This window comes from Aquisalibacillus elongatus (genome assembly GCF_003843875.1).
GTDB classification, from domain to species: domain Bacteria; phylum Bacillota; class Bacilli; order Bacillales; family Alkalibacillaceae; genus Aquisalibacillus; species Aquisalibacillus elongatus.
This window is the reverse complement of the sequence record NZ_RKRF01000008.1, coordinates 36,231-61,921: the sequence shown is the minus strand read 5'-3', so window position 1 is coordinate 61,921 and position 25,691 is coordinate 36,231. Positions and strand designations below refer to the sequence as shown.

General features: G+C 38.6%; 27 protein-coding genes. 9 read left to right on the top strand and 18 right to left on the bottom strand.

The window, feature by feature from the left end:
* Positions 1 to 21: 21 nt before the first annotated feature.
* The gene (locus EDC24_RS15370) at positions 22 to 153 is read right to left on the bottom strand and encodes a hypothetical protein (protein WP_281274496.1); all 132 of its coding nucleotides are present in this window, start codon (positions 151 to 153) and stop codon (positions 22 to 24) included.
* A gap of 271 nt (positions 154 to 424) precedes the next feature.
* Here EDC24_RS15370 and EDC24_RS05520 point away from each other — a divergent pair, with 271 nt between their 5' ends.
* Positions 425 to 1,015, top strand: a complete 591-nt coding sequence (locus EDC24_RS05520) for a VanZ family protein (RefSeq protein WP_124220528.1) — start codon at positions 425 to 427, stop codon at positions 1,013 to 1,015.
* A 48-nt stretch (positions 1,016 to 1,063) separates the two neighbouring features.
* Entirely contained in the window at positions 1,064 to 1,297 is a 234-nt protein-coding gene (locus EDC24_RS05515; RefSeq protein ID WP_124220526.1) for a hypothetical protein, read from the top strand.
* On the opposite strand, the gene EDC24_RS05510 is transcribed toward EDC24_RS05515, so the two are convergent.
* The 4 genes from EDC24_RS05510 to EDC24_RS05495 form a co-directional block, all read right to left on the bottom strand.
* Complete coding sequence (locus EDC24_RS05510) at positions 1,275 to 1,496, bottom strand: hypothetical protein (RefSeq protein WP_124220524.1); 222 nt, start codon at positions 1,494 to 1,496, stop codon at positions 1,275 to 1,277. The genes EDC24_RS05515 and EDC24_RS05510 overlap by 23 nt on opposite strands.
* Before the next feature lie 45 nt (positions 1,497 to 1,541).
* Positions 1,542 to 2,789: a diguanylate cyclase domain-containing protein gene (locus EDC24_RS05505; RefSeq protein WP_124220522.1), complete on the bottom strand. Its 1,248-nt coding sequence runs from the start codon at positions 2,787 to 2,789 to the stop codon at positions 1,542 to 1,544.
* Positions 2,790 to 2,888: 99 nt separating this feature from the next.
* Positions 2,889 to 3,197: a hypothetical protein gene (locus EDC24_RS05500; RefSeq protein WP_170158469.1), complete on the bottom strand. Its 309-nt coding sequence runs from the start codon at positions 3,195 to 3,197 to the stop codon at positions 2,889 to 2,891.
* Between the two features lie 5 nt (positions 3,198 to 3,202).
* Positions 3,203 to 3,505, bottom strand: coding sequence for a hypothetical protein (locus tag EDC24_RS05495; RefSeq protein ID WP_124220518.1), 303 nt, complete (start codon positions 3,503 to 3,505; stop codon positions 3,203 to 3,205).
* 107 nt (positions 3,506 to 3,612) lie between these two features.
* On the opposite strand from EDC24_RS05495, the gene EDC24_RS05490 reads away from it, so the two are divergent.
* Positions 3,613 to 4,317, top strand: a complete 705-nt coding sequence (locus tag EDC24_RS05490) for a hypothetical protein (RefSeq protein ID WP_124220516.1) — start codon at positions 3,613 to 3,615, stop codon at positions 4,315 to 4,317.
* A 158-nt stretch (positions 4,318 to 4,475) separates the two neighbouring features.
* Here EDC24_RS05490 and pdxA read toward each other — a convergent pair whose 3' ends face one another.
* The 7 genes from pdxA to EDC24_RS05455 all read right to left on the bottom strand — a co-directional run bounded on the left by pdxA (position 4,476) and on the right by EDC24_RS05455 (position 13,827).
* Positions 4,476 to 5,483 (bottom strand): 4-hydroxythreonine-4-phosphate dehydrogenase PdxA, encoded by a 1,008-nt coding sequence (gene pdxA, locus EDC24_RS05485; RefSeq protein ID WP_124220514.1) that lies wholly within the window; start codon positions 5,481 to 5,483, stop codon positions 4,476 to 4,478.
* The gene (locus EDC24_RS05480) at positions 5,476 to 6,741 is read right to left on the bottom strand and encodes a four-carbon acid sugar kinase family protein (protein ID WP_124220512.1); all 1,266 of its coding nucleotides are present in this window, start codon (positions 6,739 to 6,741) and stop codon (positions 5,476 to 5,478) included. The genes pdxA and EDC24_RS05480 overlap by 8 nt, the downstream gene beginning before the upstream one ends.
* A gap of 15 nt (positions 6,742 to 6,756) precedes the next feature.
* Positions 6,757 to 7,749: a 2-keto-3-deoxygluconate permease gene (locus tag EDC24_RS05475; RefSeq protein WP_124220510.1), complete on the bottom strand. Its 993-nt coding sequence runs from the start codon at positions 7,747 to 7,749 to the stop codon at positions 6,757 to 6,759.
* 173 nt (positions 7,750 to 7,922) lie between these two features.
* On the bottom strand, positions 7,923 to 9,623 hold the full coding sequence (locus EDC24_RS05470; protein ID WP_124220508.1) for a sigma-54-dependent transcriptional regulator: 1,701 nt from the start codon (positions 9,621 to 9,623) through the stop codon (positions 7,923 to 7,925).
* 168 nt (positions 9,624 to 9,791) lie between these two features.
* Complete coding sequence (locus tag EDC24_RS05465; RefSeq protein WP_124220506.1) at positions 9,792 to 10,289, bottom strand: DUF1643 domain-containing protein; 498 nt, start codon at positions 10,287 to 10,289, stop codon at positions 9,792 to 9,794.
* 100 nt (positions 10,290 to 10,389) lie between these two features.
* Entirely contained in the window at positions 10,390 to 10,650 is a 261-nt protein-coding gene (locus EDC24_RS05460; RefSeq protein WP_124220504.1) for a hypothetical protein, read from the bottom strand.
* Positions 10,651 to 10,674: 24 nt separating this feature from the next.
* Positions 10,675 to 13,827 carry a DEAD/DEAH box helicase gene (locus tag EDC24_RS05455; protein WP_124220502.1) on the bottom strand — a complete coding sequence of 1,051 codons (3,153 nt, stop codon included), beginning with the start codon at positions 13,825 to 13,827 and terminating at the stop codon, positions 10,675 to 10,677.
* Between the two features lie 149 nt (positions 13,828 to 13,976).
* Here EDC24_RS05455 and EDC24_RS05450 point away from each other — a divergent pair, with 149 nt between their 5' ends.
* A complete protein-coding gene (locus tag EDC24_RS05450; protein ID WP_124220501.1) occupies positions 13,977 to 15,887 on the top strand; it encodes a 3'-5' exonuclease in 1,911 nt (636 codons plus the stop codon).
* Positions 15,888 to 15,899: 12 nt separating this feature from the next.
* The gene (locus EDC24_RS05445) at positions 15,900 to 16,223 is read left to right on the top strand and encodes a nucleoside triphosphate pyrophosphohydrolase (RefSeq protein ID WP_124220499.1); all 324 of its coding nucleotides are present in this window, start codon (positions 15,900 to 15,902) and stop codon (positions 16,221 to 16,223) included.
* On the opposite strand, the gene EDC24_RS05440 is transcribed toward EDC24_RS05445, so the two are convergent.
* The 3 genes from EDC24_RS05440 to EDC24_RS05430 all read right to left on the bottom strand — a co-directional run bounded on the left by EDC24_RS05440 (position 16,220) and on the right by EDC24_RS05430 (position 18,706).
* Positions 16,220 to 17,206, bottom strand: coding sequence for an HNH endonuclease signature motif containing protein (locus tag EDC24_RS05440; protein WP_124220497.1), 987 nt, complete (start codon positions 17,204 to 17,206; stop codon positions 16,220 to 16,222). The genes EDC24_RS05445 and EDC24_RS05440 overlap by 4 nt on opposite strands.
* A gap of 79 nt (positions 17,207 to 17,285) precedes the next feature.
* Positions 17,286 to 17,984 (bottom strand): hypothetical protein, encoded by a 699-nt coding sequence (locus EDC24_RS05435; RefSeq protein WP_124220495.1) that lies wholly within the window; start codon positions 17,982 to 17,984, stop codon positions 17,286 to 17,288.
* Positions 17,985 to 18,013: 29 nt separating this feature from the next.
* Positions 18,014 to 18,706, bottom strand: a complete 693-nt coding sequence (locus EDC24_RS05430) for a hypothetical protein (RefSeq protein WP_124220493.1) — start codon at positions 18,704 to 18,706, stop codon at positions 18,014 to 18,016.
* A 112-nt stretch (positions 18,707 to 18,818) separates the two neighbouring features.
* Between EDC24_RS05430 and EDC24_RS05425 the strand changes: the two genes are divergently transcribed.
* The 4 genes from EDC24_RS05425 (at position 18,819) to yiaA (ending at position 22,201) form a co-directional block, all read left to right on the top strand.
* Positions 18,819 to 19,304 (top strand): hypothetical protein, encoded by a 486-nt coding sequence (locus tag EDC24_RS05425; protein ID WP_124220491.1) that lies wholly within the window; start codon positions 18,819 to 18,821, stop codon positions 19,302 to 19,304.
* Between the two features lie 18 nt (positions 19,305 to 19,322).
* Positions 19,323 to 20,294, top strand: a complete 972-nt coding sequence (locus tag EDC24_RS05420; protein WP_124220489.1) for an HD domain-containing protein — start codon at positions 19,323 to 19,325, stop codon at positions 20,292 to 20,294.
* A 117-nt stretch (positions 20,295 to 20,411) separates the two neighbouring features.
* Positions 20,412 to 21,497, top strand: a complete 1,086-nt coding sequence (locus EDC24_RS05415; protein WP_124220486.1) for a serine hydrolase domain-containing protein — start codon at positions 20,412 to 20,414, stop codon at positions 21,495 to 21,497.
* A 227-nt stretch (positions 21,498 to 21,724) separates the two neighbouring features.
* Positions 21,725 to 22,201, top strand: a complete 477-nt coding sequence (gene yiaA, locus EDC24_RS05410; RefSeq protein ID WP_124220484.1) for an inner membrane protein YiaA — start codon at positions 21,725 to 21,727, stop codon at positions 22,199 to 22,201.
* Positions 22,202 to 22,791: 590 nt separating this feature from the next.
* Here the strand turns inward: yiaA and EDC24_RS05400 are convergent.
* The 3 genes from EDC24_RS05400 to EDC24_RS05390 all read right to left on the bottom strand — a co-directional run bounded on the left by EDC24_RS05400 (position 22,792) and on the right by EDC24_RS05390 (position 25,621).
* Positions 22,792 to 23,586, bottom strand: a complete 795-nt coding sequence (locus EDC24_RS05400) for an ABC transporter ATP-binding protein (RefSeq protein WP_124220482.1) — start codon at positions 23,584 to 23,586, stop codon at positions 22,792 to 22,794.
* Positions 23,579 to 24,577: an ABC transporter permease gene (locus tag EDC24_RS05395; protein WP_124220480.1), complete on the bottom strand. Its 999-nt coding sequence runs from the start codon at positions 24,575 to 24,577 to the stop codon at positions 23,579 to 23,581. The genes EDC24_RS05400 and EDC24_RS05395 overlap by 8 nt, the downstream gene beginning before the upstream one ends.
* Before the next feature lie 63 nt (positions 24,578 to 24,640).
* The gene (locus tag EDC24_RS05390; protein WP_124220478.1) at positions 24,641 to 25,621 is read right to left on the bottom strand and encodes an ABC transporter substrate-binding protein; all 981 of its coding nucleotides are present in this window, start codon (positions 25,619 to 25,621) and stop codon (positions 24,641 to 24,643) included.
* Between the last annotated feature and the right edge of the window lie 70 nt (positions 25,622 to 25,691).

Genomic DNA, 25,691 nt, shown 5'->3' with positions numbered 1-25,691 from the left:
ATCATTTGTAGTGGGTTTAGTCTAGTAAGCTCTTTTTTTCAAATGAAAGATATCTTCATCGTGTTCCATTAATTTATGCTGAATATAGTCCGCTTTACCTTCACGTCTCCCCAGTTGTTCGCGTAAGTCGTCTTGACCTTTTTTGCAAGCCACGACGATTTAGAGAATAAAGAACCCCTTTTAGATAATAAAAGTGCCGAAATAGAGAATAAAAGTTTAAATTTATATAATAAACTTCTAGAATTAGATAATAAACCGTAGATAATGGAGAATAAACCACCCAGAGTAGATAATAAATAGCATTTTTAGAGAATAAAAAACTACTAAACCTAGTCTAGTAGTTTCCTCACAACCATCATGACGACTTGCTCCTGTCATAAACTCCTAATATACTATTGTTAAAAGATTGCCATCTGGAGGCCATATGTTACCATTATGGATTAGCTTCATCTTAGCTCAGATTTTATTCATATCTCTATTCCCTATTTGGTCACAGCTGATTGCATATCTGAACCCCGTTGTCGTTGGGCTCATTTGGATTGGTATAACGATCACGGCGTTATTTCTAGGTGCCCTTTGGTTAAAAGCGACAATCATCGTTTCGCGGAAAGTTATTCATTTGGCAACAGGCTTATATTCAGCCATCTTACTGATCCTACTATTTTTCCGCCCGAACTACCAACCACGGGAAAGTATTAACCTCATTCCGTTTGAAACGATTCAATTGTATCTCTCAGAATACGCTGATCCGCTTGTGGCTTTTTACAATTTAGGGGCTAACGTGGTGTTGTTTATGCCGTTTGGAATCTACTACCGTTTTATTAGTAAAAGTCCCAAATTATTAACCTTAGTATTTTACACCGTCCTAACCATCAGCATCATTGAAGCTTCACAACTACTGACAGATCGAGGTAATATGGATATTGATGACTTGCTCCTTAATCTTACGGGATTCATATTGGGATACTTCATCTTTCCTATCGTCGAAAAAGTTGTAAAGGTCACTGCACGATAATTCGATTTCATATATACTAAAGCTAGATTATAAGAAAGGATTTTTAATATGCTACGAAAACTAGAACTCGGCGTGATTGCCATCGCGGTCTTAATTTTTATCCTACATTACCTGTATGACGGGTTTTACCTCAACACGACGTACTTATTCTTACTCGTCGCTGTCGTAACAGGCGTTTCTGGGGTTTCAGCTTACAATGAAGGTAAACGTAATTTTGGCTACATTTATTTTCTATTATCAGGGTTCTTTTTAGTTTCATTTATTGTACAAGTTTTGAACTAGGAATCCGACACGCTCTCCCTTTGACTATTCGGTTCCTCGTCCAAACGGCTAATCCAATAGCGACGCTAAGGCCGATAGTACCATTCCAAAAACCCCCAACGTATGACTCAAAAGCGGTCAGTCCGCTGAGGTACGAAAATATCTGTAAATACACAATAACAAAGACAGCTAATAACATAGCATTAATCTGACATTTCATCTATAAACCTCCTGGGATAAACCAGCACCATTAAGGTTGCTGGTTCTAATCCGCCCGCTTCATATACCGATCATCATCATTTTTCGCTGAATACATTGCCTGATCAGCTTGCTTCATCAGTGTCTCCATATCCTGACCATCTTTTGGATAAATACTAATACCTATACTCGGTTTCACCTTAAATTCCTGACCATCAACCCGAATCGGTTCAATAAAACTCTCTAAAATTCGCTCGGCTACTTCCTTCGCCCCATCTGCCCCAATACGATCTAGCACAATAATAAACTCATCGCCACCAAGCCTCGTGACCACATCTCCCTGACGCAAACTACTGGACAAACGCTCTGATACTTTCACTAAAATAGAATCACCGACGTCATGTCCATGTGTATCATTAATTTCTTTAAAATCATTTAAATCCAAAAAGAATAAAGAAAAAGGCTGGTTATACTTTTGACCACGCAGCAGTGACTCTTGAATATACTGATCTAGCATATTTCGATTTGGAAGCCCCGTTAAGGGATCATGAAAGGCTAAATAGTTAATTTCACTTTGGATAATACGCTCACGAAGCGTTAGTGTGTTCATCGCAATAAAAATCGTAAACATTACCGTCACGATCGCCACTAATAAATAATCAGAGTGCGCGGGAACCGTCCACACTTGATAAAAATGGTCGTGCCCTTGTACCGTGTTATAAATCGATACAGCTTTCATCGCGGAATAATGCAATCCGCTAATTGCGAACCCTAATAGAGTTGCGATTAATAATTGATACACATATAAATATTCCTTATTAACATTAGCAAACACATAAAGCGCAATGCCCGAGCCCAATATACCTGTTAAGACAGATATGACAACCCATAATAAGTCATAACTTAAATCGATATTCATAACCGTCATGCCATGCATACCTAAATAATGCATCGACGATATACCTGTTCCTAGTAAAATGGCTGAGAGAGAGAGTACAAGATTAGTCGTTTTTCGAAATGTGATGAAATAAAATGCAGCGTAGGATGCGATTATGGCTATAATGAGTGAGGTTGTAGTTGAGATTATATCGTATTCGAATCGGACATCGCTTTCTAACGCCAACATGCCCGCAAAGTGCATCGACCAAATTCCAACGCCCATGGTGAGTGCACTGACTAGCAACCATAGGTGTTTTTGTTTAATAGTTTGCATCGTCCGCCTCATTAATTCGATCGTCGTAAAAGACGCAAAGACGGCAATAATAATTGAAATGATCACAATGGGGTAATCATATGAGACCGCTATTTTTTCCATATTTTTGCTCCGTTCATCCTAGTCTAAAGTACCTAAGCATTAGTAGAATACAACGAATTACATAGAATTACAAATCAAAAGTATTTTGAATTTAAAATTTTAAATCATAGGTAACCCAATTAAAATATATCCACCAATGACAGCGCATGACCACAATCCAAAATGCTTCAGATTCTCCTTAGGGGCCACACCATCTTTAGCCACATGAATAAACCCTAGCAAAATATAATTTGGTAAATTCATTATGAGTCCATACAAAACAACATCCTCAAACAGACTACCGTAGGAAGATGTGATGATTAAGTTACCCCACATAAAGAGGACGGATATAAAGTGAAATGGAATACTGATCAAATTCGTCATCATATAAATTCGATAGACTTCTATGTTAACCGCCACCTTCTCCACTTAGCTTAAAACACTAGATATAACACACCAGCCATACTGAGATGCACACCCATTATAATGCCGGTAAACTTCCCGAACATTTTCAAGTTTTTTAGCCTTGATTTAGAATCTTTTTGTTTGAAGAAAAAATAGATTAATAACATAAAGTTCATACCGTTTAAGAAAAGAACAATCCAAACAATGTTCAGAAAATCTGTCCACGTTTGATCGATATTATAAATAGCCATCGTAAGCACTATCAAAAACGCCAGATGAATCGGAATACTCATCATATTCGTCGCCGAATAAGTAGATTGAACGTCTTTCATTAGAACACCTTCTATCTATAATCTTACTAAGAATACAATACCATTTATTTTGGAAATTTTCAGTAATGTGTTACAATTTTCTCGTAAATTCGAAGGAGTTGTTTCACGTGGGAAAACTAAAAAAGATCAACGTTAAATATACCATCATAGTTGCAATTATTGTTCTTTTAGCAAGTCTTAATGTCTACCAGTACCTAGATAAACAAAAATATACTGAGTATATGTCCAAGGAATTAGCCACGGATTTCGGAAACTTACATTACTCCGTTTTGAAGTCTAACTATGTTTTAAATAGAACATTAGATACAGAAAAATTAACATATGAAGATGCAACGTACTTACAATCAGCATCAGGCAGGATTTTTCAGAACCTGAGCAATTACTCGCAGATCGCCATTTATGATTTAGAACGGCTATCTCATGAAGACGTTCCAGAAACCCCAGTTGATTTAGGAATCGACATGTCATTATACTTCGAAGACCTTTTAAATGACGAGTTTCAAAGTGAAGAGGCATTACAATTGAACGATCACCAACTCGAACAACTTCGAGCTATGGATGAGGTTTATAAAGTTTGGGATCAAGAAGTTAAAGACCATTTAATTGTTTTGAACCCTAATGAGTCTGAAGAGAAGTCCGTTGAGATGATCATGAACCATTCCATGCGGGAATTTTATGACGAATACAGTATTACAGACGATCACTGGATTGATTTTATGACCGACATATCAGCCAAAACTGAAGAACACGTGAAGGCGAACTATCCAGAGATTGAGTACCAGAATAAGCGATATTTTTCTAATCATGAATAGCTCTAATTAATGTTTAGAATGTTTCTACTTTCAATTAAGAGCTCCTTATTAACACTACACGCCTCCTATTTTACATTTGGAGGCTCTCTATTTTCATTTAGAGCCTTCTTATTAACATTTAATTGTTCTTTTTTATATAAAAAAACTTGAAGCCCTTATTAGGACTCCAAGTCTTTAGGTGCTAATTCCACACCTTGTCTGATTGCTTCGATTAAACTTTTCTCATCAGCAATCCCTTTTCCTGCAATATCAAACGCCGTTCCATGATCCACACTCGTGCGGATAATTGGCAGGCCTACTGTAATGTTCACGCCGGCATCTAAGCCTAATACTTTAATCGGGCCGTGGCCTTGGTCATGATACATTGCAACCACGATATCAAAGTCCCCTCTAACCGCACGGAAGAATAGTGTATCAGCCGGGAGAGGGCCTTGGACGTCAATGCCTTCATTTACAGCGCGCTCAATGCCTGGCACGACCTTCTCCTCTTCTTCACCATAACCAAACAAGCCATTCTCGCCTGCGTGAGGGTTAATACCACAAACCGCGATTTTTGGCTGATCATTACCCGCTTTCTTCAAGGTTTCATCTGCCATTTTCACAACGTTGTATACACGTTCTGGCTCAATTTGATTGACCGCATCAATGATACCAACGTGTGTTGTAACATGAATGACTTTTAAATCTGGTGCTGATAACATCATGGCATAATCTTTCGTATCCGTTAACTGAGCTAAAATCTCAGTATGACCAGGATACTTATGACCACCAAGATGTAGCGCTTCTTTATTCAATGGTGCCGTACAAATCGCATGAATGTTACCTTGCTTAGCCAGTTCAATCGCTTTTGATAAATATTGAAACGCCGCATCGCCACTCTCTGCTGAAACCTCTCCTAAAGGTAAGTCAGCCGGTAGTAGGTCTAAATCGATACAAGGAACATTCCCTAAACGAAAGTCCGCTTCTGAAACATCTTCAATTGACTGAACCGACAAATTATCTGCACCGACTACAGGTTTAGCCTTTTCTAAAAACTTTGCATCACCAATGACAAGCGGACGACACCAGTCAAAGACGTCTTCGCTTTTTAAACTTTTTAAAATTATTTCCGGGCCAACACCCGCTGCATCACCCATCGTAATGCCAACAATTGGTTTATTACTCATCGTGCTGTTTCATTCCTTTCAAGAAATTCGTGGCATGAACAAGTGATTGTTCATTTCCAAACCCACCAGCTTTCGTTACAATCCACTGATCCGAACCATTTAACTGAGCTCGACCTAGCGGTATTCCCGTCTCAAGTTCTTTGACTAACTCTAACACAGAAATACCTAGTTCACTGCACACCGCTTTGGCCGTATCGCCACCCGTTAAAATCATATGATGGATTGAAAAATGATCAATCAATTCATTCGCCAAAACAGCTAATCCTTTAGAAATCGTATTACCGACTTCTTCCTTCGTTAAACCATGTTCTTCTCGATAACGATTCGTCTCTTCTATATTGGTCTGATTCGAATCAACATATAACAAAATATCTTGATTCTTCGATAACTCATTCATATCGAGCTGATCTAAATTGCCGTTCAATAAATCGATTGGGTTAATTTCGAGCGTTTGGACATGATCCGCATGAGATAATGACTCCAATTGTGATCTAGTCTTTTGAGATAGGCTACCAGAGACTGTTAGCACCTGACTAGAGGCGTCACTTGGCAAGTACTCTGTCACACTACCTTCAATTTCCAAATCAAAGTCAATATACTCAATTAAACCTGCAGACCCAACCCATAACACGTTCAAGTCTAGACTTGAAAACACATTAGAAATAGATTGTAAGTCATCGTCTTTTTCTACATCACAGACAAACCATGTGTGACCTGCATCCATTTCACTTTTTACAACATCTAAGTCATCGCCACTCGTGAATTGGGCCATACGACCTTGAGCGTATGGCTTCAACAACTCAACGATATGGCTTTCCGTTACAGGGGTTTTCGGGTCTCGACCAAACTCCGTGTCAGCAACCGGCTGTCCATCGACGTAATGGACACCCCCGGAAGTGATACGCCCTAAGCTAGGGTAAGCTGGAGCAATCACGACAACATCAGGATTTAATTCTTTCTCAAGTGCCGCAATCTCAGCTCCTACTTGCCCTCTTAAGGTGGAGTCTACCTTTTTATAAAATTCATTTATTTGATTTCTCTCTAAAAAGGACGCTATCTTTTTAATCATCTGTTGTGCATCATGTTCTGATGCTGCTCGAGTATCTGTATCTACAATCGTTACTTGAGCTTGTTGGTCGATTTGACCTTGCGGAAGATCGACTAATACTTGTGTTGAGTATCCTTTTTTACTTAGTTGTATACCCGTATCATTTGCTCCAGTAAAATCATCCGCAATAATCCCTAAATAATTCTTCATAGAAGCCACTCACCTTTATGCCGTTCCTTCTTTTATCTCCCCGTTTTCAAACTTAAACCCTTTTTTCTCTAAGCGTTTAACTAAGAAACCAATATAAATTGGTAGGAGAATCGCTGTTGTCACGGTTGATGCTGCCACCTGTACTGTTGCAAGATCAGCTAACGGCTCAAACGCCGCACTCGCTGCTGCAATCGCTGCAGGTGTCGCAACCGCATTTCCTGCTGTTGAACCTTCAGAAGCCCCAACAACTGGGTTCCATTTCAAGGCTTTGAAAATAAAGTAACCAGCTGTACCAGTCACAAATACCGTTAGTAGACCTAGAATGATACCAGATAGGCCACCTTCAATAATCGCAGCATAGTCAATTCCCATACCTAATGCGAAAGCAAAGAATGGAATTAACATAGAGCTACCTTTATCTAAAAACTCACGCATCTCTTCATCTAAGTTACCTAAGATCATACCAATGACAATTGGTAATAATACGGCGACAAAGGAGACGATTGAGAACATGCCGTCTACGAAGCCCATTGCACCAAAGATTGATAGTGCAACCATTGTTAAGAATGGACCATCGTTTAATGCTAGTAACGAGTAAGCTGCACGGTCATCTTTGTTACCATACTGACCAACTAACGCAACATATAGACCACCGTTACTGTTCGTCATAGCCGCAATAACAGCCACTGGAGCAAGACCTAGCCATAAGCCATCACTTCCAGCAAACATATATGCTAATAGACCGAATACAGCACCTACTGCCCATTTCGTACCTAATAGCACACCACCTTTAGCCAGTGACACACCAAAAGATTTCAAATTAATTTGGGCCCCTGTACAAAGTAGGAATAATGCAATTAACGCGAGTGCACCATCAACAAACAGTGCCTCTGTAAAGTTTCCGATTCGTAATAGATCCGGGAATAATGTGTTAATCGTTGCTGCCAATAGTAAAGGTACAACCATCATTCCACCTGGAATACGTTCTAAAGTTGCTTTAATACGCATAAATGATTACCTCCCAATAACAAATAAATAATAAAACGCTTTCACAAATTATAATAGAAGATGATGTACAATTTAGCAACACATTATCGTCAAAAAATTATAAATATCGTTAAAATCGTTGCATTTTTAAACATATCATTAAGCAAATTAGAACAAAAATAAAGCGCAAGCTATTATTTATTTAGCTTACGCCATAACGTGGACCGATTAATCCCTAATCTTTTGGCCGTTTTTGATTGATTAAAATTCTCTTCCTCTAACACCGCTTCAATCACACGCGATTCAATTTCATCTAACGTACCTTCTAACATCGGCATCCGTGCCTCTTGTGATTTCTTCTCGCTCAACATCGATTTAACTTTATGCGCCTCAATGACGTAACCCTTCTCTGATAAAACTAACGTCTTAATAAACGACTTAAGCTCACGGACGTTATAAGGCCAATCTTGATTAGCGAGAACTTTCACCGCCTCATCCTTAATCCGAATAGGCAAAGAACCAAACGATTGATTAAACTCTGTCATAAACATCGTAACCAGCTCTTTAAGATCCTCCTCACGTTCACGTAATGACGGAACATGAACCTCCACTAATCGTTCATGGTCAAACACTAGTTCATACAACCATGCCGGTTTTGAAGAAAAAATCACTCGAACCTGCTGATCCATAATTCGATATAAAAAGGACTTCATGAGCTCCAGTTTGTTTTCAGAAGGATGGTCATCAACATTTTGACAATAAATCGTTTTGACATTCGAACTTAAAATCCGCTTTAAGTCCTCGACTTTACACTGATTAAAGTCAACAACAACCAACAGATCAGAAACTTGCGATTTATAATGAATATACTCCGCAAATAGACTTTTTCCAGAACCAGGATCCCCGTTCAACACATATAACTGATGCTGGTAAAAACTCTGATCAATCACTTTAAGTGCACGATTCATCGCATCACTTTTATGAATCACCTTAGGCTTTTGATTAACCATCTTCACCTCTACACCACTTAAATGGTTAAACGAATTAATATTAAGTGAAAATGTAAACACCATATAAGAAGAGCGATCTACGTTAGCCATATACCCAAATACTTCAACTTCTTTTCCACGAAGCGTTGGGATAAATTCACTGACGCTTCCATGCAATTGAAGCTTTTCCTTTAAATCCTCTAATGCCTCTACTGAGATCGGCACTCCTTCAAATGAGCTCCACACCTCATGAACCACATGGCCCTTTTGGTTTAAGATAAGAAGATTCTCTTGATACCCTTTCAAACGCTGAGTTAAAAGCTCAATCCGGTCCAAATTACTACGATGATAAACATACTGCTGCTCCGCCTTACTAAACGAACTATAAATCGCCTCGCGTCCAGACTGAAGAAGAACACCTTCCATCCCGTGGCGATTCGCTTCCTCCACCGTAATAACGTCACCTAAAATTAACCCATAACCGTCTTCCTTTAACTTAGGCAATAACTCTTTCACATCGTCCGCCTGTTGAATCGAATACACGTCAACCGGATAATCCAACACATCCGCAATCGACTGCGCCCCAAGCGTAATATTCGTAAACCCAACCAACGCTTTCTTCTCACTAAAATCCTTCGCCAATGTCAAAATACGTAAAATATCATACCCCGTAATATGTACATCCACGACCGGAAGCGACACCGCATGCCGAATCATCTTCGCCGTACCACCACGACTAATGATCACATGATAACCCTCAGCTTCAGCCCTCTTGGCTATCTCAACACCATCCTGCAAGTTCCCAACTTCCAGGCTAATATCTAACTCCGCCAAATCCGCCTTACACTCTTCCACCAGCGGCACCATCGCCGCATAAGGCGCAATGAACATCACTTTTACCTTCATATCAACGACCCCTATCTCTATCTCCTTCTAAATAAAGGAAATCATAACTTGATGCAAAATGCAATGATTTATATGATTTGAGTCAATTGCTAATGAAGTTTACTGCCGGGTAACGTCTCTCTACTGCCGAAAAAACACAAAAAAGAAGCCACTAAAGGCCTCCGTAAATCACCACTTCAAAGGTTCCAACTCCTTCTTCAAACGAGAAGGATGCTTTGGGTACTCTAATGTTTTATTTTTATAAATACAATACCGCTTCTCCTTCGGCACCATCTGAATCACTTCATGAATCCGATACAAATTCCCAGGCCTTACACCCCAGCCAAAGATCACACGATCCGCCAAATCCACCGATTGCTTAATATAGAAGTTATTTAACTCAACCTCTTCTATCTTAGGCGGCACCAACTCCTCCGGCTTAGTCGAAACTTGAGAATACAAATTAACCACCCTCATAGACCCATATCCCCACCGCCGACTATAAGCCAGACACCGCTTCAACGTCAGATCAGACTCATCAACCCCACCAATCGACGGATTAAACAAAACAAACGTCACCAAAGGCTTCCCCGCATCCCACTCACACTCCAACATATATCGGTTCCGTCTTTCCCGATCAAACTCAGCCCGAACCTCCACATCCTCAGGCCACTTATATGTAGGCAAAAAATCCCCTCCTGTTCAACGCACCAACCCATTTATATATAAATATTACCTATATTTATAGAAAATGATTGTTGATGTTCTGAATTAGGAGGAGTCCAACTTATACAGAAGCTTTAGCTTTCAAAGACTTTCTACCATTGGCCCAAATAGATAGTAATACAAGTGATGCTAGTAAAAGTACTTTGATTAACTCTTGAGCTGTTAGATTTGTTAGACCAACCTCTAAAAGCCACAAACTTAAAGTTACCAACACAAAAAGTAACGGAATGATCCCGCCCAAATAAACATGCTTTCTTCTTGATAAATAAAATTGAGTCATTACGATGGCGAGAGCAACGTTGATCGCTAAAAAGTATTCCACGTTTTCATCTCCCGTCTGTAACAGTTATAAGATATTCTTATTAGCCTTAGGAACTAAATAAGGTGGCATTTCTTCACGTAATTTCCACACAAAATCAATCGGCTTACTACCTTGGTGGCTCACATAATCCGCAGTTCCTAAAAAGACATAAGGTGCTGTGTAACCGTTCTCCTGTTTGTATTCACGAACAAACAAGGCAATTTGATGGTCATTCTGTCTGTGATAAATATACCTCTGAGCTGTATTAGAATGAGAGGACGTCTGTGATTGTGATTGCCAGTGAAACAGCTTTTCGTTAATCGCATAGTCCTCATATAAAGTGGATGGTGAGAAGTCTTTTTCGGACTTATTAAGAGTGATGAAAAAAGCATCTAAATTTTTACTCTTTAGATGTTTAGCACCTTCTCTGAATTCGGGACGTTGACCTTCATTAAAATAATCTAAAGCTGCCATAATTTGATCTCTAGTATAATTAGCATGCACCCTCAAAGGCGTCTCAAATGTGAGGTCATGTTGTTTTTCAATAGATTCAACTTTCTCAAAGTTGTATTCCAATATACCTTGAATTTCACCTTTCATTTCAGGTGATTTTAGGACTTCTTGGACACCTTCCCGAGTAGAACGATATCCTTCTGTTTCAGGTTCATTCAAGAAGAATGTGTAATAGAACATATTAAGCATTATTTCTTCTTCTTTATTCCTCACATCTAAGTCATCAATAAACCTTAGATAAAACTTCAATAATTTCTCCGAATCTAAATGTAGTAAGTAAGGCAAGCGCTTAGTAATCTTCTTCTCCAGATCATAATGAAAGTCTTCACGTAAACCTGCTTGTACCAATAACCTTACAAATGACCGATCGCCATTTCGACCATAAAAATCATAGGCCGACATATTATAAAATTCTAAAAAGTTACGTAGAGTTAAAGGCTGGTTGGTATCCTGCGTAAATTGCTTCATCTTGCGAATGATATTTTGTTTATTGTTGGTTAGTTGTTTAATGTTTCTTAACACATAATCTTTAGCTTCCTTCTCAAGCTCAATAAAACTTCCTTTTGGTAAACTTGAAAAGCCATTCTCGACATAATGTCTAACAGAGTGTCTGGTTTTCCCAATTAAAGAACGGAATTTTTGTTCAAAATTATAATCTTCATGTGCCTGACCTACAAAGTCTAATACAGTTAAACATTCCTTACCGTCAGCAAGTCGTAACCCACGTCCAAGTTGCTGTAAAAAGACAGTTAAGCTTTCTGTCGGGCGTAAAAACAGTACCGTATTTACATCAGGCAAATCGACACCTTCATTATATAAATCAGCTACAAAGATAAATTTAATATCCCCATTCAACAACTTGCGTTTAGCAGATTCTCTCGTGTCCTTTTTAGAGTTTCCATGCAAGGCAATCGATTCAATTCCATGCTCTTGAAACACCTTAGCCATATACTTAGCATGCTCTACACCAACACAGAAGCCTAACCCCTTCACTTCATCTATATCTGTTATATACCTGTATAAGCTCTTAATAATCCATAAACTCCGAACCTTATTATGCGTATAAACATTTTCTAATTCATTTAAGTCGTAACGACCTCTTTTAAACGCCAACCCGGATAAATCTACTGTATCTGTGACACAAAAATAATGAAACGGACTAAGTAATTTGTGATCAATTGCTTCTGTTAAACGTATTTCCGCAGCAATTCTGCCATCAAAATAATCTGTTACATCACGTCCATCCATACGTTCTGGAGTTGCCGTTAGTCCCAGTAAAACTTTAGGTTCATAGTAGTTTAGTAAATCTTGATAAGACTTTGCTGCAGCATGGTGAAACTCATCTACGATTATAAAATCATAAAAATCTCGACTCGTTTTTTCGATCAACTTAGTGCTGTTAAGGCTTTGAATACTTATAAAAAGATGGTCTAAACTCTCTGGCTTATAATGACCTACATACAAATCACCGAAATTATAATCTTTTAAAATATGCCTAAACGTATCGCGACTTTGTTTTAGAATTTCTTCACGGTGGGCTACAAATAATAATCGAGCTGGACGGCCATGCTCCTTTAAGAACCGTTTGTAATCAAAGGCAGAAATCACCGTCTTTCCTACTCCTGTTGCAGCAACCAATAAATTACGAAAACGCCCATGTACTGAACGTTCTGCATCTAACTTCTCTAATACTTCCTTCTGGTAATGGTAAGGACGGATATCAAACAAAGCAGTAGCCTGTTCTTCTTCATCTAGTTTAGATTTTTTCAACATTGTTCTTAAGTATTGATGATCTTCGTCACTATCATAATCAAAAGGGACAAACTCATCATCGTTCCAATAGGATTCAAAGGTTGCATCTACCTTTTTCATCACGTCAAATGAGTCTTTTTCTGTAATTTTCACATTCCACTCCAACCCTGAAGTTAGTGCTGGATTCGATAGATTAGAAGAACCAATATAGGCTGTGCTAAACTTCGTATCACGCTTAAAGACATAAGCCTTAGCGTGCAGGCGTGTACGCTTCGTGTCATAAGAAACTTTTATTTCGGTATTTGGGAGCTGGCTTAATTCATAAATCGCTTTATAGTCAGTCGCTTCCATATACGAAGTCGTAATCACTTGTAAATGACCGCCATTATCTGTGAAGTCTCTCAACTCATCAATAATTACTCTTAATCCACTCCACTTAATAAAAGACACTAGCATTTGAATGCGATCAGATGTTAGAATCTCCTGCTTCAACTCATTCATCATATTCGGCTCACTTTTCGCGCCAGTGAACAAAGAACTCTCAGACATTGGTGTAACAGGACGTATTAGTTGATCATCGTCTTCTAAACTTTTAACGGAATTAATCTTCGAATAAAGTGAAGTCAGCACTTCACCTTCGTCTGCAATTTGCAGTGACTCAAATTCCTCTTCATCTAACTCACGACTTAATAAATGAATAATTTCATTACAGACTTCAATCTGTTTAAGCAAAGATTGACTTGCCTTTTCCTGATCCCTAACTACCCTCAAAGCCTGACGAGTTATGTATGAAATATACGCTGAAAGCTTTTTACTAGCCTCTTCCTTATCGATCGGCTCTTTACCAATTAAAAAACGCTCCCGATCGATCTCGGTTAAATATTTCTTTATCTTCTCATTAATAATTTCTTCATAAAGACCTTCATTGAGCATATGCGACCCACCCGTTTCCAATAAATAACTAAATATATTATACCAAAATTAGAATTTTATGATAAATAGGCTCTTTATGCTCCAAAGTCAACGCAAAATAGCCAAATTATGTTAAAATGGTGTCAACTTATGTTAGTAGGTGACGTCATATGGCACAGACTGTACCAGCAACGATAAAGCGAACCGCGACAGCTGGTGAGCGTGTGATGTTCCATACGCTGAAAGATTATCTACCAGATGACTATATTGTGTATTATGAACCTGAGATTCACGGCAGACGACCTGATTTTGTCATTATCGGCCCAGATCTCGGGTTGGTTGTGCTTGAAGTGAAGGATTGGACGATTGGGACGATCGTTCAAGCGACAAAAGATGAGTGGGTTATTTTCGGAAAGAATCAGCAACAAGCATTTGAGAAAAATCCATATAAAAAAGCTGAAGAGTTTACGTTCCATATCATGAATCACTTAAAACAAGACAGTAACCTCATTAATGCCGAAGGGAAAAAGAAGCATCACTTAAAGTTCCCTTGTGGTTATGGAGCTGTCTTTTCACGTTTACATACAGAGGATATGACGAAACATTCATTGTATAACGTCATTAGTCCTCAATTTTGTTTTGCTAGAAACGAAATTGCCCCAGACCATGAGGATTTCTCTGAGGAAATTCTAATCGAAAAAATAGTAAATATGTTTAAAGTCAACTTCCGCTTACGTGAGCCATTAAGCCAGAATGACATAAATGCGATTCGCGGAAATCTACTTCCTGAGGTACGAATTAGCGCTGATTATCGAGAGCCAGTACCTCATCAGGATCAGATTCTACTATCCATGCATAACTTAAAAACAATGGATATTCACCAAGAAAATTACGCCAAAAACATCGGTGATAAAAACCGATTAATTCGTGGTGTTGCTGGCAGTGGGAAAACGTTAATCTTAGCCACTCGGGCAGCTTTACTAGCACGCGAAAATCCTGACTGGAACATCTTGATTTTGTGCTATAACATTTCACTAGCGAGATACTTACAACAATTAATTGATATAAAAGTTGAAGAGATTAACCAAGAAGGCCACCAAGATTCGTTGTTTGATGAAGAAGAACCAGATGAGCCAACTGGTAAAATTGAAGTCTTTAACTTCCATGCTTTACTAAAACAAAAACTCAAAATCAGTGAGGATCAACTTGAAAGTCTAACTTTATCTTTAGAATCAAATAACCAACTAATTGAAAAATACGATGCTGTACTTATTGATGAAGGGCAAGACTTTGAGCCTGAATGGCTAAAATTAATCAGCAACTTACTCAATCCAAGTACGCAATCATTACTATTAGTTGAAGATCGTGCTCAGGACATTTACAAACGCAAGCGATCTTATATACAAGATATCGGGTTAAACTTTCAAGGACGGTCTAAAATTCTATCAATCAACTACCGCAACACCCAACAAATCGTTCGGTTTGCCTGGGAATTTTATCAACGAAATTCTATGTTAGAAGATAAAGTGGTTGAGCAAGGGTTTGAGGGCGATATTATCGCTCCAAAAACCACACCTAGAAAAGGGCCAGAACCATTTATTTATAAAGTCAACAACTTTAAAGAAGAAATGCAAAAGGTCTCACAGATCATCAAGAAATTACACGAAAAAGAAAACGTACCATATGACGAGATGGTCATTCTATATCGAGTCAAACGCTTGTCGTCCAAAGACTATATCGGGACTATCCAGCACACGTTAAAACAACAAGACATCCCACATTACTGGATTAGCCAAGACCCAGAATCCAAACGAAACTACGTCAAAAACGACAACCAAGTCAAAATCAGCACCATCGAATCCAGCAAAGGCCTGGACTTCCAAGCCGTCTTCATCGTCAACGTCGACAACATGCCATTTTTCTTACAAGAAGATGAAAACCGCGAAGCCGCCTTGCTGTATATTGCGATGACCCGTGCTCATAAATATTTGTCCTTGAGTTATTCTGGAGAGTCGAAGTTTACGGAGTATTTGGATGAGATTAAGGATGAATTAAGAATTGAGAAAAGGGATAGCGTTTAGGGGGGATTATTTATGGCTGTTTACAATAAGTTAGTCCGAGACAAAATACCAGAAATAATAACAGAACAAGGTCAAGAGTTAGATACAGTTACCTTAGATGAAGCTAATTATGAAAAAGAATTAAAGAAAAAACTATCTGAAGAGGTAAGCGAATACTTAGAGAGTACTGAGGATAATGAGGCGCTTGAAGAGTTAGCTGATATCTTAGAACTGTTGCAGTCACTAGCAAGTATTCATGGCGGAACTATTAATGAAGTTGAAGAAATCAGGGTAAACAAAGCAGAAAAGAAAGGCGGGTTTGAGAGGAAGGTCTTCTTGAAATCAGTTGAAGACTAACCTCTTTTCGGCACCCATATCTCATCAAACCCATTCTGAATGGAATAATCGTATAGCATGACTATCTTTTTGTCTTTATAGTTATGAAGTACTTTTTGATCTTGAACTCTATCTATTAGCTGTTCATTTCGGTCAATAATAAAGTTTAAATAGCCTCTATCCGGTAATTTATCTCTTTTCGAGTTGTTACAGTCTCGGCAAGATAAAACAAGATTCCATATTTGATCAGACTGCACAAATGACCAGGGTATAAAATGATCCACCTCAGTTCTACTATTTTCCCGTGATAAATCCTTTCCACAATAAAAACAACTTGCTTCAAAATAATGGAGAAGTATCTCCTCAAAAGGTTTTAGAGAACTTCTTTTAGCTACGGTTTGTACTTTTTCCAATAGATAATTAATATTAGGAATATCATTTAATTCCTCAATCATCTTTGCCATATGATAGTTGGTTAAATGAACTAGTAAAAGCTGATACTTTAACATAAACTGATGAACATTGGACTTTATTTTAAAATATTCACGTTTATGATCAAAAGCATAAAAGTGACCATTGGTATCTCCATACAAAGCTCCGAAAACATTTGTCTTCATAACCGATTTTATTTTTGATACCAACTTAAGTTGCAATTCAGAATTGATTTTATCAAAACTAAATTCTTTAGGTATTGAATACCTCTTCTGGAATTCTAAGATATCAGTAACAGCTTTAGCGTTTTTCCCTCTATTCTGTTTTACAAGATCATGATGAACCACTAAATTCCAGTAAACTTTGGTACACCCATAAGCCAACTGATCATAGCTTAATTCATAATGGTCATTAATTTGATATAAGTTTTCAATGATAGATTTAATTAAAGCATACTTATAAGTCGATGATTTAACAGATTTAGTTGATAAGACTGTCGTAAATATCCTCCAGATTTCTTCATCCGTAAGATAATTTACATTCAATTCTCCGACTTTTGATTTGTGGCTCATGGAATCACCTATTCAATAATTATCTACTAAATTTAATAATCTCTAATATAATGGTAACATCGGCAAATCTATTAATTAATTATTTTCCCTCATACCCCAAAACCTTCAACTTACTAATCTCAAACCTCCATCTCTCACTTTGCCGGACTTCGTCGTAGCTTAGGTGCCATCTGAGGAATTCTTCTGGAATGTTGACGTAATCCTCCGCCTTTGCTTTAAAAATATAAGTGGGTTCGTTGCCGTCGTCGTTCATGACGTTGATCACTGCTGGGTAGAGTGAGCCTTCCTCTTCAGCTATCGTGTAGTTGGTCAATAGGGTTCCGCCTTCTTCTTTGAAGGTGTGGAATAAGGCGACTTCGACAACGAGCTCACCTTCGCCAGTTAAATAACCGCTGTCTTTCTCAACGCCCATGAGGACTACGTCTGTATCACCAACTGTTGTCAGGATTTTGGGTTCAGTTTGTCCTGCTGTTAGGACAGCCATTTCATATTTTGATAGCTCAAATGTGATTGTCTCTTGGTAATAATCCTGTTCCAAATCGTACTGGTCTACTTTTTCAAAGAGGCGCTGGATTCCGCCGTTTCGGTCAATGTTGTTTGGGTTTATTTTCTCCTCATCGGCTTTGTCAGATGATTCTTCTCCTGTTTCTTCAGATGAATTTTCATCTACCGTCTCAGTGTTTTCTGTATCTGCTTCAGCTGTTGTTACATCATCTTGTTGGCATCCGTATAAAATCGTTATTAAAGCTATTACAATGATTATTAAATTTTTATTCATTTGTTTACCTCCGCGTATTCATGAAATGACTATTTCTCTTGATAATTTAATTCTTTCAATCCTACAAGCTTAAATTGCCACGTGTCGTTTTCTTGGACTTCTTCGTATTTCAAATGCCAACTAAATCGTTCTTCTGGGATTTCTTCGTGTTCCCCGCCTGATGAACGTCCTATATACTGGGGTCTGTTTCCCTCTCCGTTTCTAATTCGCATTTCGGCAGGGCTACGTGGGTTGATATTCTCAGCGATGGCGTGGTCTGTTAATAGCGTTCCACCTTCTTCTTTAAATGTGTGAGCTAATCCAACATCAATCACGAGCTCTTCTTCGCCAGTACTATATCCTATTTCTTTTCGAACGCCCATGAGAACGACATCTGTATCACCAAATGATGTAATGATTTCTGGCTCCGCTTGTCCAGCTGATAAAACCGCTATTTCATATTTTGATAGTTCAAATGTTATGTGTTCTAAGTAATACTCCTGTGTGATTTCGAATTGATCCATTCTATTAAATAGACGATTGATACCACCATTCCTGTCGAGGTGAATGGGCTTAGCTTCTTTGGCTTGTGTGTCCTCGTCATTACTTTCGATTTGTTCATCAGAATTTTCTTCTACTGGTTCATTCTCTACATCCGCTTCTGCCTTTGACACGTCGTCTTGTTGGCAGCCGTATAAAATAGTTATAAGTGCTAGTGTAATAATAATTAGTTTTTTACTCATTTTTTCCTCCTAAAATACCCTAGGGACTATGGTCAAAAAGTCCAATTAGATTTATACTAATATTTGGAATAATTAGTACAATTATAACAGATTCCGTGGGCGGTGAACGGGTATGAAGAAGATTTTATCTTTTCTATTGATCAGTGCTGGCACATTTTATATGATCTACCTTCAGTTTGTGGCAAGTGTGAATCCAAATGATGCCGTTGAACGTTCTATTCAAAAAGGTAAAATTGATGCACAAGATATTGTTGTGACACACTTAGAGGACGATTATGCTTATACACTTTTTTACAATGAAGATTCTTACGGGTTTGCGAAAACTGAAGAGTTTGCGCTTGGTTGGCGTGTGGTAGATGTCGTTGATGGCTTGCCTTTTGACCAAAGTTTGGCCAACGAAGGGTATTTATTTGATAAAGCTATTGGAATGGTGCATGGCTTGGTTGATTCAGTTGTTGAAAAAGTTAACGTTGGTGAGGAAGGTAGTAATATTACTCATATTCCTGGACAGGATGTACGTGTTTGGTACAACGTTGGCGTGTCACAGGAGGATACTGAACAGGTAAAGTATGTCGGGGAGAATGATATTGAGTTTTAAGAAATAGGTGATAGATTCATGTATATCAATCATGAGCTTTACGGAGAGTTTCAAGTTGAAAATGTGTTAGAAGAGATTATTTTAAGTAAGCCTGTTCAGCGCCTTAAAGAGGTTCATCAGAATGGGGCTGGTTATTTGGTGAACCCAAAATGGAATGTTTCAAGATATGATCATTCGATTGGGGTTATGTTGTTAATTCGAAAGCTTGGCGGGTCTATTGAAGAACAAATTGCGGGGCTTTTGCATGATGTATCTCATACGGCTTTTTCGCACGTAATCGACGTTGTTTTGGATTATAAAGGCGAGGATTATCATGAAGAGATTTTTAATGATGTTGTTAAAAATTCCGAGATTCCCTCTATATTAGACAAGTACGGTTATCGCTATGAGAAGCTTTTGTTAGATGATTCCAAGTGGACAATCCTAGAGCAACCGCAGCCTGATTTATGTGCAGATCGTGTGGATTATACGCTTTTGGATATGTATCATCATGGGGTTATTTCGTATGATGAGGTGCAAGCGTTTTTAGATGATTTAACTATTGTGAATGGGAAAATGCATCTTACTAGAGTTGAGGTCGCTGAGTGGTTTTGCCAGACGTATTACCATGAGGTGATTGATTTCTTCTTAGATCCGCGGAATATTTTTTGTAATCAACGATTAGCTCAAACCCTGAAGCTTGCATTGGAAAAAGGGATTATTCAGGTTGAAGATTTCTTAGGACAGGATGAGGAATTGATTGAATTGTTAAGGGCATCGGGTGTTCAAGAGGTGTTGTCATTACTTGAGAGTATTCACCCTGATGTTGAGGTTGAAGTCTGCTATGACGATTACGATTTTTATCATCAAGGCAAATTGCGTTTAATAGACCCTGCTATGTTGATTGATGGTAAGAGCATGCGTGCTTCCGATTGTTCGGAAAATGTGACTAGTATGAATCAGGTGGCGTATGAACAGTCAATACAAGGGGTTGGAGTTCGTATAGGTTAGGCGTAAGGTATAATATGATAAACACTCACGAGAGCGACAATCAGAAAAAGATTGTGCTCTTTTTTTATATAAAAGTGAATAAATTTATTTTAAGGACTTGGGAAGGAGTCAACTCAAATGAGTACAAATTTGAAAGATTTGATTGAGAGTTCATTTCATAAAAGAGTTAATCGAGATTCGAAGTTAAGAAATGCACATCTTTTGATTCACTCTGCCAAAAACAACCTTCACCTTAACCTAGCATCCGGTTCAGCTGAGTATGTTCACCCAGAACAACCCATATTTGTGGCGAGTGTCGGAAAGCTTTTTACAGCTGTTATCATAGGCCAATTAGTTGAGAGAGGGGATTTAGCCTTTGAAGATCCAATCACTCAATACTTAGATTTTAATTTAATAAAAGGTCTTCAAGTTCATAAAGGTAAAGATTATGGCGCAGAAATTCAAATTAAGCATCTATTAAACCACTCTTCAGGGATTCGAGATAGCTTGCTTGACCCACCAAAGGATGGAAAGCCTTTGATAGATTTACTCATCGATGAGCCTCATCATATGTGGAGTCCAGAAGAAATAATTGAATGGTCTAAAAAGCACACAAAGGAAGCAAAATTCTTACCAGGTGAAGGATTTAATTACTCTGATACAGGTTATGTGCTGCTAGGTTTGATTGTAGAAAAGGCCACAAATAAATCTTTTCAGGATGTATTACATAAATTTATATTTGAGCCTCTTAACATGAAGAATTCTTATTTACTTCACTATTCATCTCCTGCAATCGAGAGTGAACATCCATTAGCCGATTTTTATATCGTTGATAAGAATGTTAAAGATTTCAAAAGTATTAGTTTTGACTATTCAGCTGGTGGTGTCGTTGCGACTAAGGAAGATCTTTTATTATTTATGAAATCCTTAGTCGAAGGCAAAATACTTCGCCCAGATACATTAGAAGCTATGAAAGATTATAAGAAGTTTACTTTAGGTATTGATTATGGTTATGGGATTATGAACTTTAAGACCGTTCCAGTATTCATGCCAAAGAAATTTAATATGTGGGGAAATGCTGGGATGACAGGGTCATTTATGTTTTACCATCCAGAGCTAGATAGTTATTTTATCGGATCCTTAAATCAATTTCGCTACAATCGAAAAGGAATTATGCTTGTTTTGAAGACGATTAATTTGATGGAGAAACAACGGTTACAGTGATTTTTGCTTTCATATCACAATCCCCTTTTAAACTTAGTTGACTGTCTTTGAATTAATTCAGATGGGAAAATTCGTCCTTCTGAATTTTGCACTCACCGTGTTCTTCATTTCAACACCAATCATTTTCATAAATGAATATTTCAGAAAATTAGTACATTTTATAGAATATTATGTTAAGATTAATTTATCAAAATGATTGTTTACTGCTGTATTAAGGGGGAACTGTTGTGTCAGAAAATAAAGAGGCTATATTAGATCAAGAGGAACAAGAGAAATTGAAGCCGGTGGTAGAGAGAGTGGAAGGTGAGCCAACCGCTGCTTTTAAGGGGGCTGCATGGTCAGCGTTACTCATTGGTGTGTCGGCTTACTTAATTGGTTTGTTTAATGCAACGATGCAGTTGAACGAAAAAGGGTACTATTTTGCTATTTTAATGTTTGGTTTATATGCTGCCGTTTCTTTGCAAAAAGCAGTAAGAGATAAGGAAGAAGGTGTGCCTGTTACCAACATTTATTATGGGGTTAGTTGGCTAGCTTTAGTAATTGCTATCTCATTAATGGCAATTGGTTTATACAATGCAGGCAGTATTACTTTAAGTGAAAAAGGATTTTATGGTATGGCTTTTGTTCTTAGTTTATTCGCTTCAATAACAGTTCAGAAAAATATTAGAGATACTCAAAATGCAAGAGAGAAAGAAAAAATGTAAATTTAGAGTTCTTGCACTGCAGACAAAGCTGTGGTGCTTTTTTAAAGAGGATAAAAATGATCAAACAACAATGGAATATAGTTTAATGTAGTTGGTCTTTTGGATGCAGTGCAATTTGTTCTCTTTGCCAAGGCGTTAAATTAGAGTAATTTTCATTCTGTAAATTATCCACTTTTTCCAAATTCTAAATAACCAATCATAACTACACCTTCTTATAAATATATAGACAAGTAACTTTTTTAATTTTAGGATTCTTAAATTCTACCATTATAATTCTATTAATTGATATTCTGAGGTACATATAAAGTTTTATAACATTACATAATATAGAAGGAACTTTAAATACCTTTTGCTGAGTGACTCTCTAAAACTATCTATTGAAAAGGGACTTGAAATTCTAAGTCCCTTTTTTGTGTGTTCAAGTTGTTTTATGCGCTAGGTTTTTCAGTTTATGCGCTACTTTTTGAGATTTATGCGCCATGAAATTTGTCGAACGGTACCTTTTTTCAAATTTATGCGGTCTTTTTGTGGCTTTTATGCGGTCTTTTTTACTAAAAAAGCGTTAATCCGAACCGGATTAACGCTTTTGTTTATCCCAGCACCGCTCGATCGCTGTCAATTTGTTTTCCACGGATGCGTTGGAATTCATCGAGCAGATCTTTAACGGTGAGGTTTTGTTTTTCTTCACCTTTAATGTCTAAAATGATTTGGCCTTTATCCATCATAAAGAGTCGGTCACCTAGGTCTAAGGCTTGCTGCATGTTGTGTGTGACCATGAGGGTTGTTAAGCCGAACTGATCCACGACGTTTTGTGTGATTTCGGTGATGAGCTCGGCACGTGATGGGTCTAGGGCTGCTGTGTGTTCATCTAAGAGTAAGATATAAGGTTCTGTAAAGGTTGCCATCAAGAGGGATAAGGCTTGGCGTTCGCCTCCTGATAACAAGCCGACTTTGGCGTTCAAACGGTCCTCTAACCCTAGGCTTAACGTTTCTAAATACGATTGAAAAAAGTCTTGGCGTTTTTTATTAACACCTGGGACTAAGCGGCGTTTCTTGTCACGAGCATAGGCCATGGCTAGGTTTTCTTCGATGGTCATAGATGGAGCCGTCCCCGCCATGGGGTCCTGAAAGACGCGCCCGATCATTTTAGATCTCTTATATTCAGGAAAGTTGACGACGTTTTGATCATTAATTAGTACATTGCCGACATCAGGGATAAGGCTCCCTGAGATGACGTTCATTAATGTGGATTTCCCGGCACCGTTACTGCCGATTACGGTGACGAACTCGCCTTTTTCAAGCTCTACATTAACGTCTTGCAGGGCAATCTTTTCATCAGGTGTATCTTCGTTAAATGTCATGGAGATGTCTTCTAACTTAAGCACTGGCCTCACCTTCCTTCCGCTTCATGAGGGCATTTCGTTTAGCCTGACGGCGTTTTTTCTCGCGTCTAGCTTGGAGAATTTTTGGTGTAATCAGTGCGATAATGACCAATACGGCTGTGATGAGTTTTAAATCCGATGATTCTAGGTTTAAGTAGTCGGCTCTCAAGGCTAGAGTTACAACGATTCTATAGATGATCGCACCGCCGATTACGGCGAGTGTGACGCGCGCAATCGTCTTTTTACCAAATAGCGCCTCGCCGATAATAACAGAGGCAAGACCAATGACAATCATCCCGATGCCCATATTGGAATTCGCAAAACCACCATGCTGAGCGACAAGTGCGCCGGATAAGGCGACCAGTCCATTGGATAACCCAATTCCTACTATGATTAGGAAATTGGTATTCGCCGATAGACTCCTGATCATCTTTTGGTTATCACCTGTAGCGCGGATGGCTAATCCGACTTCGGTCTTGAGAAAAAAATCTAGTAAATACTTAATAGCTATTGTTAATATGGCCATTAAGATTAAAATCCCCCAAGTTGAAGGAACACGATCTGCGCCAAGAGCTGTTAATAACCCAGTTATCCCTGTATCAATTCCTGTCATCGCCCAAGCTGATTCCAACTGTGATAATAAGGTTGTCTCGTTTAATAACGAAATAGTAGGTCGTCCCATAAAACGAAGATTAATAGAATATAAAGCAATCATCATTAAAATTCCCGATAGTAGTGCGTTAATTTTCCCCTTTGTATGCAATAAACCAGTAATGCAACCTGCGATAAATCCAGCGAATGCTCCAATTATGGTGGCCATCACGGGTGGTGTACCATCTACAATAAGCATTGCGGTGATTCCTGCGCCTGTGACAAAACTGCCGTCGACCGTTAAATCTGGGAAGTCCAGCACACGGAAAGATAAATAGACTCCTAAAGCCATGATAGCGTAAATGACACCTGACTCAATTGCGCCAAATAATGCGATTAGCATGGACGCCCTCCTCTTTCTCTATGTATCAGTAAAGCAGGCCAAAGCCTGCTTTACCACATACATTTACTCTTCAGTCTCTACAAATTGTGCTTTGTCATCCCATTCATCATTCCACTCGACGCCTTGTTCTTCAGCCGCGCCTTTATTGATGAAAAGTTGGATCTCAGGTGGGTATTCTGGTGTGATGTCACTAGGTGATGCTTCACCTGTTAGGATGTCAGCTGCCATTTCACCTGCACGGTATCCAATCGTATGGTAATCGATCCCGAATGTTGCGAAACCACCTTTAGCTAGTGAATCTGGTTCACCCGTAATTAGTGGAATATCTTGTTCGTTCGCCACACCAACAACACTATCTAGTGCTTCAACAACCGTGTTATCAGTCACGATAAAGAATACATCAATGTCGCTAACTAACGTTTGAGCTGCTTGTTGTACTTCAGAAGCGTTTGAAACCGTACGTTCCTCAGTTGTCAGGCTTGTGCCTTCAACCGCCGCATTAACTGCCTCAATTTGTGTGACAGAGTTAGGCTCACCCGCATTATAAATTAAGCCTACTGTAGTGCCTTCAAAGTGCTGATCTATAAAATCGACCGTCGTGCTAATCGCTTCTGGGTGTAAGTCGGATACACCTGTTATGTTGGCGCCTGCTTCATCCATCGATGATACTAGCCCAGCATCAACGGGGTCTGTAACTGAGGTGAATACTATCGGAATTTCTTCCGTCGCATTCAGCGCACCTAACGCACTTGGCGTTGAGTTCGCAAAAATCAAATCGACGTTATCAGCTACAAAGCCATCTGAAATTGTTTTGACGTTGTTTTGATCCCCTTGCGCACTATTAAGATCGTACTCAACGTCTAAGCCCGCTTCATCTAAAGCTTCTTGAAACCCTTCGTACGCTCGGTCGAGTGATGGGTGCTCGACAAATTGAGATGCCCCAACTAAGAAGCTATCTTCATCAGACCCACTACCACTTTCTCCACACGCTGCAAATAATCCCACTCCCAAAATTGCGACTAACAACAGTTTTACTTTTTTCATCTAAACACAATTCCCCCTTCAATTATAAATTTACGTGTCACTCAAGCTGTTTAATATAAGATGATTCGAT

What these genes read in the sequence shown, in the direction of transcription:
- EDC24_RS05520 (WP_124220528.1), top strand. Translation starts at nt 425, where the DNA reads ATGTTACCATTATGGATTAGCTTCATCTTAGCTCAGATTTTATTCATA.
- EDC24_RS05515 (WP_124220526.1), top strand. Translation starts at nt 1,064, where the DNA reads ATGCTACGAAAACTAGAACTCGGCGTGATTGCCATCGCGGTCTTAATT.
- EDC24_RS05510 (WP_124220524.1), bottom strand. Translation starts at nt 1,496, where the DNA reads ATGAAATGTCAGATTAATGCTATGTTATTAGCTGTCTTTGTTATTGTG.
- EDC24_RS05505 (WP_124220522.1), bottom strand. Translation starts at nt 2,789, where the DNA reads ATGGAAAAAATAGCGGTCTCATATGATTACCCCATTGTGATCATTTCA.
- EDC24_RS05495 (WP_124220518.1), bottom strand. Translation starts at nt 3,505, where the DNA reads ATGAAAGACGTTCAATCTACTTATTCGGCGACGAATATGATGAGTATT.
- pdxA (WP_124220514.1), bottom strand. Translation starts at nt 5,483, where the DNA reads ATGAGTAATAAACCAATTGTTGGCATTACGATGGGTGATGCAGCGGGT.
- EDC24_RS05480 (WP_124220512.1), bottom strand. Translation starts at nt 6,741, where the DNA reads ATGAAGAATTATTTAGGGATTATTGCGGATGATTTTACTGGAGCAAAT.
- EDC24_RS05475 (WP_124220510.1), bottom strand. Translation starts at nt 7,749, where the DNA reads ATGCGTATTAAAGCAACTTTAGAACGTATTCCAGGTGGAATGATGGTT.
- EDC24_RS05470 (WP_124220508.1), bottom strand. Translation starts at nt 9,623, where the DNA reads ATGAAGGTAAAAGTGATGTTCATTGCGCCTTATGCGGCGATGGTGCCG.
- EDC24_RS05455 (WP_124220502.1), bottom strand. Translation starts at nt 13,827, where the DNA reads ATGCTCAATGAAGGTCTTTATGAAGAAATTATTAATGAGAAGATAAAG.
- EDC24_RS05450 (WP_124220501.1), top strand. Translation starts at nt 13,977, where the DNA reads ATGGCACAGACTGTACCAGCAACGATAAAGCGAACCGCGACAGCTGGT.
- EDC24_RS05445 (WP_124220499.1), top strand. Translation starts at nt 15,900, where the DNA reads ATGGCTGTTTACAATAAGTTAGTCCGAGACAAAATACCAGAAATAATA.
- EDC24_RS05440 (WP_124220497.1), bottom strand. Translation starts at nt 17,206, where the DNA reads ATGAGCCACAAATCAAAAGTCGGAGAATTGAATGTAAATTATCTTACG.
- EDC24_RS05435 (WP_124220495.1), bottom strand. Translation starts at nt 17,984, where the DNA reads ATGAATAAAAATTTAATAATCATTGTAATAGCTTTAATAACGATTTTA.
- EDC24_RS05430 (WP_124220493.1), bottom strand. Translation starts at nt 18,706, where the DNA reads ATGAGTAAAAAACTAATTATTATTACACTAGCACTTATAACTATTTTA.
- EDC24_RS05425 (WP_124220491.1), top strand. Translation starts at nt 18,819, where the DNA reads ATGAAGAAGATTTTATCTTTTCTATTGATCAGTGCTGGCACATTTTAT.
- EDC24_RS05420 (WP_124220489.1), top strand. Translation starts at nt 19,323, where the DNA reads ATGTATATCAATCATGAGCTTTACGGAGAGTTTCAAGTTGAAAATGTG.
- EDC24_RS05415 (WP_124220486.1), top strand. Translation starts at nt 20,412, where the DNA reads ATGAGTACAAATTTGAAAGATTTGATTGAGAGTTCATTTCATAAAAGA.
- EDC24_RS05395 (WP_124220480.1), bottom strand. Translation starts at nt 24,577, where the DNA reads ATGCTAATCGCATTATTTGGCGCAATTGAGTCAGGTGTCATTTACGCT.
- EDC24_RS05390 (WP_124220478.1), bottom strand. Translation starts at nt 25,621, where the DNA reads ATGAAAAAAGTAAAACTGTTGTTAGTCGCAATTTTGGGAGTGGGATTA.